Origin of the sequence: Sphingomonas sorbitolis, from assembly GCF_036663875.1 — a bacterium.
Classification (GTDB): Bacteria; Pseudomonadota; Alphaproteobacteria; order Sphingomonadales; family Sphingomonadaceae; genus Sphingomonas.
This window is the reverse complement of record NZ_JAXOJS010000001.1, coordinates 770386-784476: the sequence shown is the minus strand read 5'-3', so window position 1 is coordinate 784476 and position 14091 is coordinate 770386. Positions and strand designations below refer to the sequence as shown.

Sequence of the window (14091 nt, the reverse complement as noted above, 5' to 3'; positions counted from 1 at the left end):
GGGGGCGTCCACCCCAACGAAGTCGGGAAGCGAAGGAAGGGGGCGGGGACGTCTGCTTCTGGGTCCAAGCTATAGCAATGCTGAGATCTCACCGATCTACAATCAATCTCTTAATACAGGGGCCAATCGTAAAGTGAAACGAACGGGCGCGAGTGGTACACGGTATTTCGGCAACGGGCGGCCTTGTGCGTTCCATGTCGTATCCCCGCCCAGGCCCGACTGCAGAGCATCGACAAGCACCGAGACATGGTCGTGAGGCACGATATCGGTGCTCTTACGCGTTCCGGGCGCGTGGCGCGCGAGATCTTCATAGGGGAATGCGAGCGCATTCATCGACAGCGGAAGGTCGCCAGTCAGCTTGATCCCGGTCTGGCCGTCGCCGTCCAGCGTCATCGAGCGGACATCGCTCTTGGTGCCTGTTTCCTGCGGCCGCATGAAGTCGTGGTTTTGATCGGCGATGGCGCCGCGCCACAAGCCGATCGCCGCGCTGGTCTTACGATCGGCATAGTTCTCGTGCGGGCCGCGGCCATACCATTCGATGGTCTTGAACCGGCTCGGGGCGGCGAACTGGAAGCCGATGCGGAGCGGGTCCGGCAGGTCCTTCTTCAGCGGCGTGAACTCGCCAGCGATATCGACGCTGCCGTCGCCGTGCATCGTGTAGCGACTGGTGAAGCGCACCGCGTTTTCGCCCATAACATAGCGCACGATGACCGCCGCCGCACCCGAAGCGATGCGCTCGGTCTTGACGGACTCGACCGTGCGCGTGGCAGACATCGCCAGCCAAGGCGCGTTCGCGGCCTCGCCCCGCGTGCCGATATCATTGTCGGTCAGCGCCCGCGCGAAATTCGGCGCGCCGCCGCTGAGTAACTCGTCGCGCCCGAACCGGTAGCTGGCGATCAGGCCGGTCCTCCGATCGATCGTCAGGCTGGCGTCACCCGCAGTCAACGCGATCGTGCCGCCGGTTTCCTGCAAGGTCGTGCGACCGCGCGGTCTAGTGATGCGCGTCGGGATCGGGACACCCAGCGCGAACTGGTCCCAACCGACGACGTGACCCGCCGGCACCAGTGGGATTGTGCCGGTCTTCGCACGGGCGCGGATCGTGACCAGATACTCCACGCCCGGTTTGGGCGGCAGTTTCGGCAAGGGCAGCGTGAACGGCTCGGTCGCATGCGCCGCGGTATGCAACGCCGGTACGGCGCCTTGCGCGATGGGAACGCCGTTCTCGTTCACCGTCCAGTCGAAATCGAAGCCGGACAAATCACGGAAATCGTTGTGGTTGGTGACGGTGAACCGCCCCGCAACCGCGTCGACGGCGGTGAACTGGACCGGTGCGTACACCTTCTGGACTTCGAACAGCTGCGGATGCGGGGTGCGGTCGGGGTTGAGCAGCCCGTCGCCGAATTCGATCTCGCCGCCGGGGTTGGGGCCGTATTCGCCGCCATCACCCCAGTACCGCCGGCCGTCCTTGGTATAGCGGTACATCGACTGGTCGACCCAGTCCCAGATGAAGCCACCCTGCAACCGGTCGGGCCGCGCATAGATCGCGTCCCAATATTCCTTGAAATTGCCGCCCGAATTGCCCTGCATATGGGCGTATTCGGACTGGATCATCGGCTGCTTGAGCTCGGGATGCTGCGCATAGTCAAGCATCCTGGCCGGGCTGTCGTACATCGGCGCATAGATGTCGGCGTATGCGTTCGGCTTGAAATCGTTGATCTGGCTGTAGCCGAGATACGAGATCAACCGGGTCGGATCTATCGCGCGTGCGGCCGCTGCGGCCTTTTCGAAGCTGGGACCGGTGCCGGCCTCGTTGCCGAGCGACCAGAAGATGATCGAGGGATGATTCTTGTCGCGCTCGACCATGTTGACGACGCGGCTGACATGTGCGGCTTCCCAGGCGGGATCGTAGCCGATCTGGATGCTCTCGGGCGTGCGTCCGCCGCGGTTGGCGGCGGACATATACGCGTGGCTCTCGATATTGGCCTCGTCCATCACGTAAAGGCCGTATTCGTCGGCGAGGTCGTAGAGCCGTTCGTCATTAGGGTAGTGCGAGGTGCGTAATGCGTTGACGTTGTTGAGCTTCATCAGCTCGATATCGCGGCGCATCGACGCGAGCGAGATGACGTGGAAGGTCTCGGGGTCGTGCTCGTGGCGGTTGACGCCGCGGATCGTGATCGACTTGCCGTTGACCGTGACGAGGCCGTTCTGGATCGCCACGCTGCGGAAGCCGATGCGGCGGGCGGTCGCCTGCACGGTGTTGCCCTTGCGGTCGAGCAGTTCGACGAGCAGCGTGTAGAGGTTGGGCGTTTCCGCGGTCCAGGGGCGGATGCCCGGCAGCGTGCCGGTGAGCGACAGCTTGGCCCCCGTCGCAGGCGCGGTCTTCGTCAGCAGCGTGCGGTCACCATCGATCACGGTTGCGCGGACGGTGTGGCCGCGTGCGGCGTTTGTCAGGTTGAGCACGACATCCAGCGTGCCGTCGCGATAGTCGGCGCCGAGGCCGGCCTTGACGAACGTGTCGGCAATCCGGGCTTTCGGCGCGGCCATCAGATAGACCGATCGCTCGATCCCCGACACGCGCCAGAAATCCTGGTCTTCCAGATAGCTCCCGTCCGACCAGCGATAGATCTGGATCGCAACGCTGTTGTGGCCGGGCTTGATCCAGCGGGTGACGTCGAACTCGGACGGCAGCTTACTGTCCTCCGAATAGCCGACCTTGTGGCCGTTGACCCAAACGTAATAGGCCGAGCCCGCGGCGCCGATGTGGAGGATGACGTCGCTTTGCTTCCAATCACGCGGCACCTCGACGTCGCGGCGGTACGAGCCGACCGGGTTGGTGGCGTGCGGGATCAGCGGGCGGTTGGCGGGGAAGGGGTAGGTGACGTTGTTGAACCGCGCCTGGTCATAGCCCTCGGCTTGCCAGTCGGCGGGGACCTTGATCTCTTTCCATTTCGACACGTCGTATGTGGGGCTGGCGAAATCCTTCGGTGCCTTGTCGGCGCCGGACGAGAAGGCGAACTTCCACTGGCCGTCGAGCGTCACGAACCGCGTCGAGCGCTCCATCGCGCCGTCGAGCGCGGCCTGACGCGTTTCGAACGGGAAGCCGGTGGCCCGCGCCCTCTCTTTGCCGATCGCGAACACCGCGGGGTTCTCCCAGTCGGGCCGGTCGGCGGAAACCTGCGGCTGGATCGGCACGGCGACCGGCGAGCGCTGTGCCATGACGGGGGCGGCGACCGGCGTTGCGGTCATCAGCAGCGCGACAAGGAGGGGGCGGTAGGTCATCGGGTCGGCCAATTCCATTCGAGGATGTCGGCGCCCTGCGGGAAGACGAGCCGGACGAAGCGGGTCTTCGGGATGGCGGGCAGCGTGATCGGCGAGCCGCTGGCACCGCGTTCCGCTGCGATCTGTCGCCAGACCTTGCCGTCGAGCGAAGCCTCGACGCTGAACCGGATGCTCGTCGTCGGATAAGCCGGGCGGAGCGTGGTCGAGCCGACTGCCTGCACCGTGCCGAGATCGGCCTGCAACCACGCTGCGCCCGCGTTCGAGCGCCAACTGGTGGCATAATTGTCGTCGCCGGCTGCGGCGGGGGAATGTGCGGCGTCAGCCGCGCCCGACGCGGTCAACCGTCCCGGCCTCGCCCCGGATCGCCGCGCTGCAGTGCCGGGAACATCCGCGCCGCGATGCGTGGGGACGATCGAAAGCTTGTCGCCCAAGACGGTTAGGCGGTCGACCGCGACCTGACGCAACACCGCGTCGCCGGCCGGCAGAAACGGTAGCGCCTGCCGGTGATAGAGCACGAAATCCTCGCCGCCCGCGCTGAAGATCGCGTGATGGCCGGGGCTGATGATCTGCCGCTTCGCATCGGTGGCGAGCAGTGGCGTGTCGGAAACCTCGCGGAACGGCCCCATCGGCGAACTGCCGACCGCATAGCGCAACTGGTACGTGTCCTTGGTCGTGTTGCCGAAGGAATATGTCAGGAAATACCACCCGTCGCGCTTCAGCATGAACGGCGCTTCGAAATAGTGCGGCGGGGTGACATCGCGGGGTTCGCCGTCGAACGTCACCATGTCGGGCTTGAGCTTGACCACGAAGCAGTGGCCGTTGACCCAGTTCAGCCCCGACCCCCAGTAGAGATAGGCCTGGCCGTCGTCGTCGACGAACGCCTCGGCATCGATCATGTGCAGCCCGGGGCGGTAATTGCGGGGGACCAGTGGCTTGCCGCCATTGGCGTCGCGCCACGGCCCGGCGGGACGATCCGCGCTGCCGACCCAGATCTCGCTGCCGACCGACACGTACATCCAGAATTTGCCGTCGCGAACCTTCACGACGGAAGGCGCCCAGACCTTGCTCTTGCTCGACGTCGGGCTGGTCGCGGCGGCTTTGGTCGGCCAGTTCGGCGTCTCGAACGTCCAGTCGCGGAAATTGCGCGAGCGCCACAGGCCGAGCGTGTCGGCGCCCCACGGATCGATCGTCGCGAAGACGAACCACTCGTCCCCATCGCGGACAATCGACGGGTCGGCGAAATAGCCTGGCAGCAGCGGGTTGCGCATGCCCGGATCGAGCGCGCCATCGCGACCGAGCGCGGGCGTTGCTGCCAGTGCCAGCAGGCCGGCGATCAGCCGCCGCGAGGCGCTCACAATGCGGTCTCGATCGCTTCGAGCGAACGGCGCTTGGTCTCGGGGAAGAACGCGAGGACCACCGCGAACTGGAGCGCCATCATCGCCGCGAACAGGATGAACGGTGCGCCGCGCGAGTAAGCGGCGACCAGCGGGAACGCCATCGCGATGATCGCATCCATGAACCAGTGCGTCGACGAGCCCAGACTCTGCCCGCGCGAGCGCACGTCGGTCGGGAAGATCTCGCTGATGTACACCCAGATCACCGCGCCCTGCGAGAAGGCGAAGAAGGCGATGAAGCCGATCAGCAGCCACAACAGCATGTCCTGGTGCTGCCCGCTGAGGAACACGTACGCCACGCCCGACAGCATGACGGTGAGACCCGCCGCACCGATCAGCAGCAGCGTCTTGCGGCCGATCTTGTCGATCACGGTCAGCGCGAGTGCTGTGAAGAACAGGTTGCACGCGCCGATCACGATCGCTTGGCGGTCCGCCGAGACGCTGTCGAACCCGGCTGCGGCGAAGATGTCGTTGAGGTAATACAGGATCGCGTTGATGCCGGAGAGCTGGTTGAACGAGGCGATCGCGAACGCGAGCAGGATCGGGCGGCGATGCCGTGCCCAGCTCAACCGGGGTTTCCGCGTTGCGGCGGCGAGGTTCGACTGGCGGTAGCTGGCGATGTCGCTGGCGGGATCGGCGACGCCGAGCGAGCGCAATACGGCTTCGGCCTCGGCTTCACGACCGCGCGCCGCGAGCCAGCGAGGGCTGTCGGGGATCGTGAACATCATCACTAGCAGCAGCAACGCCGGCAAGGCGGTCACGCCGAACTTCACGTGCCAGTCGAGCGCACCCAGATCCATGCCGGTGACGATCGCGTTGCTGAGATAGGCGACCAGGATGCCGAGCACGATGTTCAGCTGGAACGCGCCGACCATCATGCCGCGTTTTTCGGCAGGTGCGATCTCGGCGATGTAGACCGGCGCCAGAACCGAAGACGCACCGACCGCGAACCCGGCAAGCACGCGGAAAGCGAGCAGCGAACCCCAGTTCCACGCGGCGAAACAGCCGATGCCCGAGATCAGGTAGATCAGCGCGATGACCTTCAGAGAGGTCCGCGCACCGTAGCGATCACCCGGCACGCCCGCGAGCAGCGCGCCGGCGAGCGTACCCCACAGCGCGCTGGAGACGGTGATGCCGACCCCCGCCGCGTCGAGGCCGAACGCGGTGCGGATGCCTTCCGTGGTGCCCGCGATCACCGCGGTGTCGAACCCGAACAACAGGCCGGCAAGCGCACCCACCAGCACGCCGCGGAACAGGGTTGCATTCATGCGTCTTGGCTCCAGTATTCGGGGTCACGCGGGTCGGTATTCGCCCCTGCAATCCTCCCCCTTGCGGGGGGATCGTAAGGTCAGAACGTGAAGCGTACGCCGGCGCGGAAGGTGCGGCCGATCGAGTCGAAGTCCTGCACGCCCGACGGGCCGTTCGAGACATACGGGTTGATCAGCTGGTTGAAGACGTTGGTGACGCTCAGATACGTCTCGACGTCGCCGCCCATCGGCAGCTTGTAGCCGATCCGCGTGTCGATCAGCAGCTGGCCGTTGAAATGGCGCTGCGCCAGATCGGTCGGCACGGTGCCCTTGTCGTACGCGCCGCCTCCGATGAAGCGGCCTTGCGTGAAGACGCTGAACGGCTTGGCGTCGAGCTGGACCTGCCCGGTCATCCGCCAGTGCGGCGCAGTGCCGATCTGCCCGGCGCGATCGACCGCGACGACGTTGGGCGTGCGCTGGATATAGCGATCGACGTAATTGCCGAGCAGCCGCAGCGACAGGTTCGCGTCGGTCGCGATGCGCGATTTATAGCTCACCTCGAAATCGATCCCGCGGGTGTCGAACGCGGCGAGGTTCTGCGTCACCAGATCGATCTGGATCAGCTGTCCCGCATCGTTGCGGCGGACGAACGCACAGCTTGCCGCACTGCCGTTGAAGCAGTCGTCGAGCGTCTGCTGGAACGACAGCGAGGCGATCGCGTCCTTGATCCGGATGTCGTAGAAATCGATCGAGGCGTTGAACCCGCGCAGGAACGACGGCGAATAGACCGCACCGAACGTCGTGGTCTTCGCGACTTCGGGCGTCAGATTGAGATTGCCCAGCACGACCGAGCGCACGTTGGTCGCGGTACTGTTGGTCGCGCGGTCGAACACCTGCGGCTGGAAGCTGGTCGTGCCGCGCTGGAACAGCTCGTACAGGCTCGGCGCCCGGATATCGCGCGAGCGGGTGCCGCGGAAGCGCAGTTCATCGTTGATGGCCCAGGTCAGCCCGGCCTTCCATGTCGTCACCGACCCGCTGGTGGTATAATGCGTGCGCCGCACCGCACCGTTGAAGTCGAGCGCCTTGAACAGATTGACGTCGCGGAGCAGCGGCACGTCGACTTCGAGGAAGCCCTCGGTGACCTCATATTCGCCGCTCTGCGCCTTGGCATTGCCGACGCGGTACGCACCCTCAGCATTGGTGACCGGATTGAACGCCTCCGACAGCGCGTCGACGGTCTGGTTGAAGCTCTGCTTGCGGTATTCGAGGCCCGCCGCGAAGCCGACGTCGCCCGCCCAATTCTGGAACGCGGAACCCGCGATCGAGCCCGCCGCGACGAATTCCTTGAAGCGCTGGTCGGCGGTATTGGTGCCGGTAACGTAGTTCAGCGCGGCGTCGGTCGGCGCATGGAAACCGAACACGTTGACCGGCACGCAGCCATTGCCGGGCGTGGTCAAGGTCGAGCGACAGACGATCTGGCCGTTCGCCGGGTTCACCACCGCATCGGCGGCGTTGACGTAGTTCTGCTGGATGAGATCGTTCGTCAGCGCAAGGTGGCGATCGTTGCGTGCCGCCTCGACATAGGTGTTCCACTTCAACCCGCCGAAAACGGTGCCCTCGAGGCCCAGCACGCCGCGGATCGTCTCGTTGTCGGCGTTGACCTGCGTACGCGGCAGATCGTCGTCATAGCGGCCCATCGTCAGCGTCTGCGTGCCGAGCGCGGTCATGCGATCGCGGATGGTGGTCGGCAGATAGGCGTTGTCGCGACGGATCACGAGTGCGGTGGTGCCAGTCTGGTTGCTGTACGAACCGACCTGATAATCGTTGTGCGTCTTGCCGTAATTGCCCTCCGCGAACACCGTGACCGCGTCGGTCAGCTCATAGCTGGCGCGCGTATAGGCGATGTGCTTCTCCAGCTCGGAGATCAGTGGGGCGAACTGCGGACGCGGGCCGCTGCCGCCGATCATCGTCGAGTTGGTCAGGCTGGTGCCGTAGATGAACGGGATCGGCTGGCCGCTCGCGTCGAAGGTCGTGCCGCGGAATGCGGTCGGCCCGGTGATGAGCCCGCCAAAAGTCGCGTTGGCGACGCGCACGTCGCAGGCGAACTCGCGCGAGGTAGCGGAGCCGGCGGGCAGCGCGATCGGCTGGCAGCTTTTGCGCGAATAGCTGCGGCTCAGGCGATCCTCGACGCCTTCGTTGCGGAAGAACTCGCCACTGACCAGGAAATGACCGCGGCCCCCGGCGAACGGCGTGCCGTAGGCGAGCTCGTACTTCTGCTCGGCATTGTCGCCGTACGTGGTAACGCCACCCTGGATCGTGCCGGTCAGCCCGGTGAACTTCTTGTTGATGATGAAGTTGACGACGCCGCCGACCGCGTCCGAGCCATAGGCCGCCGACGCGCCGCCGGTGACGACCTCGACGCGCTCGACCAGCGCCTGCGGGAACAGATTGGTGTCGACCTGGCCGCTACCGTCGTTGGGGATGAAGCGGCGACCGTCGAACAGCGTCAGCGTGCGCGTCGGGCCGAGGTTGCGCAGGTTGAGATATGCGCCGCCCTGGCCGCTCGACGTCTGCGCGCCGCGCGGACCGACCGACGAGGAGAGCGCGGGGAGCTGTTTCAGCGCTTCGCCAAGCGTGGTCGGCACCGCGGCGTTGAGCTGCGTCGCGCTGGCGACCGTCACCGGCGTTGGTGCGCCGAAACCGTTGGCGGGGATGCGGCTGCCGGTAACGACGATGTCCGCATCCGCGGTCTCGCTCGGGGCGGGGCCTGCCGAGCTGATCTGCGCCGCGCCGGTATCGGCGGCAGGCGACGTGCCGTCGGCGGTGACGCTGGCCGAAGGCGACGCGGCGGGGACGGCCGGTTGCGGCTGTGGCTGGACCTGTGCGGTCGCGGTGCCGGCGATCATCATGGCGAGCGCCGAGGCGCCGCAGAATGCGGTCTTGCGGTTGATCATGTCTTTCCTCCCCTGGGTGGCGGGCTTCGGCCTGCCGTTATGTGTGTGACGGCCTTCAGGCCGATCGTTGCGCGGACTGCAGCAGCCCGCGGATGTATCCGTAACAAAAGGCGAAATTCTCGGCCCGCGGCGTCCAGACCGGCTTGCCGTCGACGACCAGCGGATCGTCCATCCCTGGTACGTGATCGGGCATGATCATCCCGTCATACCCGACCTCGGCATAGGTACGCAGCGCGCGGACCATGTCGATGTCGCCCTCGTCCGGAAAGGTCTCGTTGAACCTGTTGCGCGCGCCGTGGATGTTGCGGAAATGGACGTTGAAGATCTTCTTCCGCTCGCCGAACCAGCGGATCACGTCGAAGATCTGGTTGGCCGGGTCGGTCAAATTCTCGCACACCGAGCCCTGGCAGAAATTGAGGCCGTGATACGGGCTCTCGTTGAGCAGCACGAAGCGCTTGAGTCCCTCGATCGTGCCGAGCACGTTGTCGATCCCTTGGTATCCGCCCGGCGGCGTGCCGGGATCCTGCGGGTGGCAGGCGATCCGCACCTTGGTCTCATTGGCGATCGGTACGATCCGGTCGAGGAAATAGGTGATGCGCTTCCAGAACTCGGTCGCGTCGACCCGGCCGGCGCGGGTGAGCGGGGTCGCCGGCTTGGCATTCGCCAGATCCCAGCCGAAATATTTCGATCCGCCACGACCCTCGACGGGCGCGGTGCGCAGCACGCCGAGCAAGCTCATGTTGTATTTCACGCACGGGATGCCGACCGCGGCGCAATTGCGCAACGTCGTCGCGAAGGCCTCGATCTCGCGCTCGCGATCGGGGTCCCGGCCGAGCATGATGCCGGGGTGCTTCTCGCGGTCGATATGCGTGGAGTTGAGGATCTCGGGTTCGAGCATGTCGAGGCTCAACCCGTGGCGCTCCGCCATCTGCTTCAGCGTCGTGAGTTCGGCGACGGTCGGGTACATCCGCCCATCGGCGACCGTGGCGCGCGCGGAGATGTTGCGGACGCCGTAGCGTGCGAACACTTCGAAATGCGCGTCGGTGGACGGCATGCTCTGGCAGCCCAGTTTCATGCGGTACTGGGTCGCGGCGGGCGGCGTCGCGGGGCGGCGCGACTGCGTCTGGCGGGTCCGCGCCTTAGCGGCCTCGCCGATCACCGACAGCGAAGCGGCGGCACCGGTACCCAGCATGAACGTGCGACGATGCATCCAGTCCTCCCCTCGATGTCGGCGGCAGATGTTTCCGTCCGTCCGGTCCGGGCATCTCTGGCCCGGACGATGCCTATTGCATCCGGACTGGACCGAATTCCATTGCCAATCCTGGATCGTTCGATGCAATTCGGGACCAGACGAATGTTGATCCCATCGCGTTTGGTACCAGGCACAGGTGCTTATGCGTCGTCGCGACGGGCACATGGTGGATCATGCTAACCACGGCATCGATCGATTGCGCCTTTGGAATGGACCGCATGATACCGCTGCCATAGACCCGGTGATCAGTGATCCAGCGCCGGCGGACAAGGTTCGGCGCGGCAGGGGAGGCAGCATAGAATGGCATTTAGTCCTACAGACGTGGCGAAGACGATCGGCGGCGGGTTGCTGTCGTTCCCGGTCACGCATTTCGACGCAGCGGGCGCGTTCCTCGAAGATCCGTATCGCGCGCATTGCGCGTGGATGCTCGAGCATGAGCTGGCCGGGTTGTTTGCAGCCGGCGGTACGGGCGAGTTCTTCTCGCTGACTCCGACCGAAGTCGTCGACGTTGTCGGCGCAGCCGTCGCCGAAGCCAAGGGCAAGCTGCCGGTGATCTCGGGCTGCGGCTATGGCACCGCGATCGCCTGCGAGATCGCGCGCGGTGCCGAGCGGGTCGGCGCGGACGGGCTGCTGTTGCTGCCGCCCTATCTGACCACGTCCAACCAGGAAGGCCTCGCCGCGCATATCGATGCGGTGTGCAAGTCGACCGGGCTCGCGGTGATCGTCTACAACCGCGACAACGCGATTGTGAACGACGAGACGCTGGCGCGGCTATGTGAGCGCAACGCCAATCTGGTCGGCTACAAGGACGGCGTCGGCGACATCGAGTTGATGGCGCGGGTCCATTCGCGGATGGGTGACCGGCTCACCTATATCGGTGGCCTGCCGACCGCGGAGACGTTCGCCACGCCGTATCTGACGATGGGCGTCACGACCTATTCGTCGGCGATCTTCAACTTCATGCCCGAATGGGCGCTCGACTTCTACAAGGCGGTGCGTGCCGGCGATCATGCCAAGGTGCAGGGCGAACTGCGCGATTTTGTGCTGCCCTATATCGCGATCCGCAACCGCAGCCGTGGCTATGCGGTGTCGATCGTCAAGGCGGGCATGCGCGTCGTCGGCCGCGATGCCGGGCCGGTGCGCACTCCGCTGACCGATCTGAGCGCGGACGAGGAGCGCGATCTCGCCGTGCTGATCGCCAAGGCAACGCCAGCCGCGGTCAAGCGCGCGGCGTGACATTCTAGTGGTCGGCACTCTATAGATGTCGGCCATGTTCGACCTCAGCCAGCTCCGGTGTTTCGTCGCGGCGGCCGAGGAACTGCATTTCGGTCGCGCGGCGCAGCGTCTCAACATGACGCAGTCGCCGCTCAGCCGGCAGATCCAGCTGCTCGAACGCATCCTCGACGTAATGCTGCTCGAACGGACCAGCCGCCAGGTGCGGCTGACGCCTGCGGGCAGCGCGTTCCTGATCGAGGCACGGCGCATCCTTCGTTTGGCAGAAAGCGCGGCGCTGTCCGCCCGGCGCGTGGCGCGCGGCGATGCGGGGCGCGTCGTGATCGGCTTCACCGCGGTGTCGGGTTACGACCTGCTGCCGCGGATCGTCGCACAGGCGATTGCCCGACTACCCAACATCGCGCTCGAACTGCGCGAAATGGTCACGTCCGAGCAGGTCGATGCGCTGTTGACCGGGCTGATCGACGTCGCGTTCGTGCGCCCGCCGATCGATCGCCACGAGTTCGAGTCGGTCTGTGTCTTGCGCGAACCTTTGATCGCAGCGCTACCCGCAGGCGATCCGCGGCAGGCGAGGGGCGTGCTCGTCCCCGCCGATTTCGACGGCCTGCCGCTGATCATGTACGCGCGGCAGGGCGCAGGCTATTTCCACGAGATGCTGCTGAAGCTGTTCGCCGACGCCGGTGCCGAGCCGGACTATGTCCAGCATGTCACGCAGATCCATTCGATGCTCGGACTGGTCCGCGCCGGGCTCGCCGCAGCGATCGTGCCGCAAGCGGCGACCAGCCTGCACATGACTGACGTCCAGTTCCGCACGATTCAGACCGAGCCGGAAAACCCAGTAGAATTGGTCATGGCATGGCGTCGCGACAATTCGAACCCCGCACTTGCTCCGATGCGCCAGCTCTGCCTCGACACGCTCGGCTGACGCGCCGATCGTTGCTCAGTATGAGCCCCCCGCCCTCCGTCATGCCGGGCTTGTTCAGGCGTCCACGGCTCCGCATTATTGGGAGAGGTTAGTTGGCGGAACCGTGAACCCCGGAACCAGTCCGGGGTGACGGAGTGGCTCGAAGCGGTTGCAATTCAAACAGCTGAAGACGGTGCGATCAATTGGAGGCAGCTTCGACGCGACTTACACCTTCAGCTCGACCCGCTTGATCGGCCCCACCACCACCAGGAACGCGAAGATCGTCAGCAGGCAGTGCAGCCCGACGAACACCAGCGCGCCGTCGAACGATCCGGTCCCGGCAACGATGAACCCGATCACGATCGGCGTGACGATCCCCGCCACGTTGCCGAACATGTTGAAGATCCCGCTCGCCACCCCCGACAGTTCGCGCGGTGCGACGTCGGACATCACCGCCCAGCCGAGCGAGGCCACGCCCTTGCCGAAGAACGCGACCGCCATCAGCGTGATGACCAGCCATTCCGCCTCGACGAAGACGCACGCGATGATCAGCGTCGCGAGCAGCATGCCGATCACCAACGGCGTCTTCCGCGCGATGTCGAGCGAGCCGGTGCGGCGCAGCAGCGTGTCCGACAGATACCCACCGACTAGTCCACCGATGAACCCGCACAGCGCCGGCGCGGCGGCGGCTATCCCTGCCTCCATGATGTTCAAACCGCGTTCTTTGACGAGGTAGATCGGGAACCACGTCACGAAGAAATAGGTCAGCACATTGATGCAATATTGACCGAGATAGATGCCGAGCAGCATCCGGTTGGCGAGCAGCTGGCGGACATTGTGCCAATTGAACACCTGCTTCACGCCAGCGCCTTCCTCCATGTGGATCAGCCCGCCGCCCGCCTCGATCAGCGCGAGTTCGGCGGCGTTGATGCGGGGATGGCGGACCGGGCTGCGGATAAACAGCCAGAACACTGCGGTCGCGACCAGCCCGAGCGCGCCCATCACCCAGAACACGCTGCGCCAGCCATGCTCGTGGACCAGCCAGCCCATCAGCGGCGCGAACACCACCAGCGAGAAATACTGCGCGGAGTTGAACACGGCCGATGCGGTGCCGCGCTCGCTGCCGGGAAACCACGCCGCAACGAGCCGAGCATTGCCCGGAAACGACGGTGCCTCGGCAACGCCGACCATGAAGCGCAACGCGAACAGCATCGCCAGTACGGGGAGCGCGACCAGCCCCGCCAGCCCCTGCATCGCGGTCAGCAGTGACCAGATCGCGATAGCGCCGGCATAGACCCGCCGCGTCCCGAACCGATCGAGCAGCAACCCGCCCGGGATCTGCGCGAGCACATAGGCCCAGGCGAAGGCCGACAGGATGAAGCCGGTCTGCACGGTCGAGATGCCGAGATCCTGCGATGCCGCACTGCCGGCGATCGAAAAGGTCGAACGATCCGCATAGTTGAGCGACGTGATGATGAAGATCAGCGCGATGATGCCGTACCGAACCCTGGTCGGCTTGCCGCCGACAGGCTTCGCATCATGCTCGTAAATCGCCACGTCCACACTCTCCCGAACGCCATTTTTGTGCGTGGCTCTTTGCCATCATACGGGCAGTAGGACGAGCAGTCCAAGCTGGTTAGCAACTCGATCCAGTCGTGGATTGGCTCGATCGGGATCGCTGCGTTGAGAGAGAACCGAACGTTGAACGGGCGTGCGCAGCTAGTGAGGTGCGTAACCAAAGAGTACCGTTCCGGCCAATCGAAGGCGTAATCGTTCGCGATGAACGAATGACCGAAGCTGAGTAGGCTGTTGGACACGCCGAGCGTCC

Annotated in this window: 8 protein-coding genes; 2 read left to right on the top strand and 6 right to left on the bottom strand. The window is 65.3% G+C overall.

What is annotated here, in order from left to right:
* Positions 1–102: 102 nt before the first annotated feature.
* From U1763_RS03220 to U1763_RS03200, 5 genes are all read right to left on the bottom strand, one after another.
* Positions 103–3279 carry a glycoside hydrolase family 2 TIM barrel-domain containing protein gene (locus U1763_RS03220; protein WP_332754090.1) on the bottom strand — a complete coding sequence of 1059 codons (3177 nt, stop codon included), beginning with the start codon at positions 3277–3279 and terminating at the stop codon, positions 103–105.
* Positions 3276–4634 carry a family 43 glycosylhydrolase gene (locus tag U1763_RS03215; protein ID WP_332754089.1) on the bottom strand — a complete coding sequence of 453 codons (1359 nt, stop codon included), beginning with the start codon at positions 4632–4634 and terminating at the stop codon, positions 3276–3278. Before U1763_RS03215 ends, U1763_RS03220 begins: the two co-directional genes overlap by 4 nt.
* Complete coding sequence (locus tag U1763_RS03210; RefSeq protein WP_332754088.1) at positions 4631–5941, bottom strand: sugar porter family MFS transporter; 1311 nt, start codon at positions 5939–5941, stop codon at positions 4631–4633. The genes U1763_RS03215 and U1763_RS03210 overlap by 4 nt, the downstream gene beginning before the upstream one ends.
* Before the next feature lie 80 nt (positions 5942–6021).
* Positions 6022–8874 (bottom strand): TonB-dependent receptor domain-containing protein, encoded by a 2853-nt coding sequence (locus U1763_RS03205; protein WP_332754087.1) that lies wholly within the window; start codon positions 8872–8874, stop codon positions 6022–6024.
* A 55-nt stretch (positions 8875–8929) separates the two neighbouring features.
* Complete coding sequence (locus U1763_RS03200; protein WP_332754086.1) at positions 8930–10084, bottom strand: mannonate dehydratase; 1155 nt, start codon at positions 10082–10084, stop codon at positions 8930–8932.
* A gap of 342 nt (positions 10085–10426) precedes the next feature.
* Between U1763_RS03200 and kdgD the strand changes: the two genes are divergently transcribed.
* Together kdgD and U1763_RS03190 are read left to right on the top strand one after the other, a co-directional pair.
* Complete coding sequence (gene kdgD / locus U1763_RS03195) at positions 10427–11362, top strand: 5-dehydro-4-deoxyglucarate dehydratase (RefSeq protein ID WP_332754085.1); 936 nt, start codon at positions 10427–10429, stop codon at positions 11360–11362.
* A gap of 34 nt (positions 11363–11396) precedes the next feature.
* On the top strand, positions 11397–12284 hold the full coding sequence (locus U1763_RS03190) for a LysR substrate-binding domain-containing protein (RefSeq protein WP_332754084.1): 888 nt from the start codon (positions 11397–11399) through the stop codon (positions 12282–12284).
* A 204-nt stretch (positions 12285–12488) separates the two neighbouring features.
* On the opposite strand, the gene U1763_RS03185 is transcribed toward U1763_RS03190, so the two are convergent.
* On the bottom strand, positions 12489–13820 hold the full coding sequence (locus tag U1763_RS03185; RefSeq protein WP_332754083.1) for an MFS transporter: 1332 nt from the start codon (positions 13818–13820) through the stop codon (positions 12489–12491).
* Between the last annotated feature and the right edge of the window lie 271 nt (positions 13821–14091).

Bases quoted from the DNA above. Each gene is read 5' to 3' on its own strand.
- U1763_RS03200 (WP_332754086.1), bottom strand. From the start codon at position 10,084: ATGCATCGTCGCACGTTCATGCTGGGTACCGGTGCCGCCGCTTCGCTG.
- U1763_RS03220 (WP_332754090.1), bottom strand. From the start codon at position 3,279: ATGACCTACCGCCCCCTCCTTGTCGCGCTGCTGATGACCGCAACGCCG.
- U1763_RS03190 (WP_332754084.1), top strand. From the start codon at position 11,397: ATGTTCGACCTCAGCCAGCTCCGGTGTTTCGTCGCGGCGGCCGAGGAA.
- kdgD (WP_332754085.1), top strand. From the start codon at position 10,427: ATGGCATTTAGTCCTACAGACGTGGCGAAGACGATCGGCGGCGGGTTG.
- U1763_RS03205 (WP_332754087.1), bottom strand. From the start codon at position 8,874: ATGATCAACCGCAAGACCGCATTCTGCGGCGCCTCGGCGCTCGCCATG.
- U1763_RS03210 (WP_332754088.1), bottom strand. From the start codon at position 5,941: ATGAATGCAACCCTGTTCCGCGGCGTGCTGGTGGGTGCGCTTGCCGGC.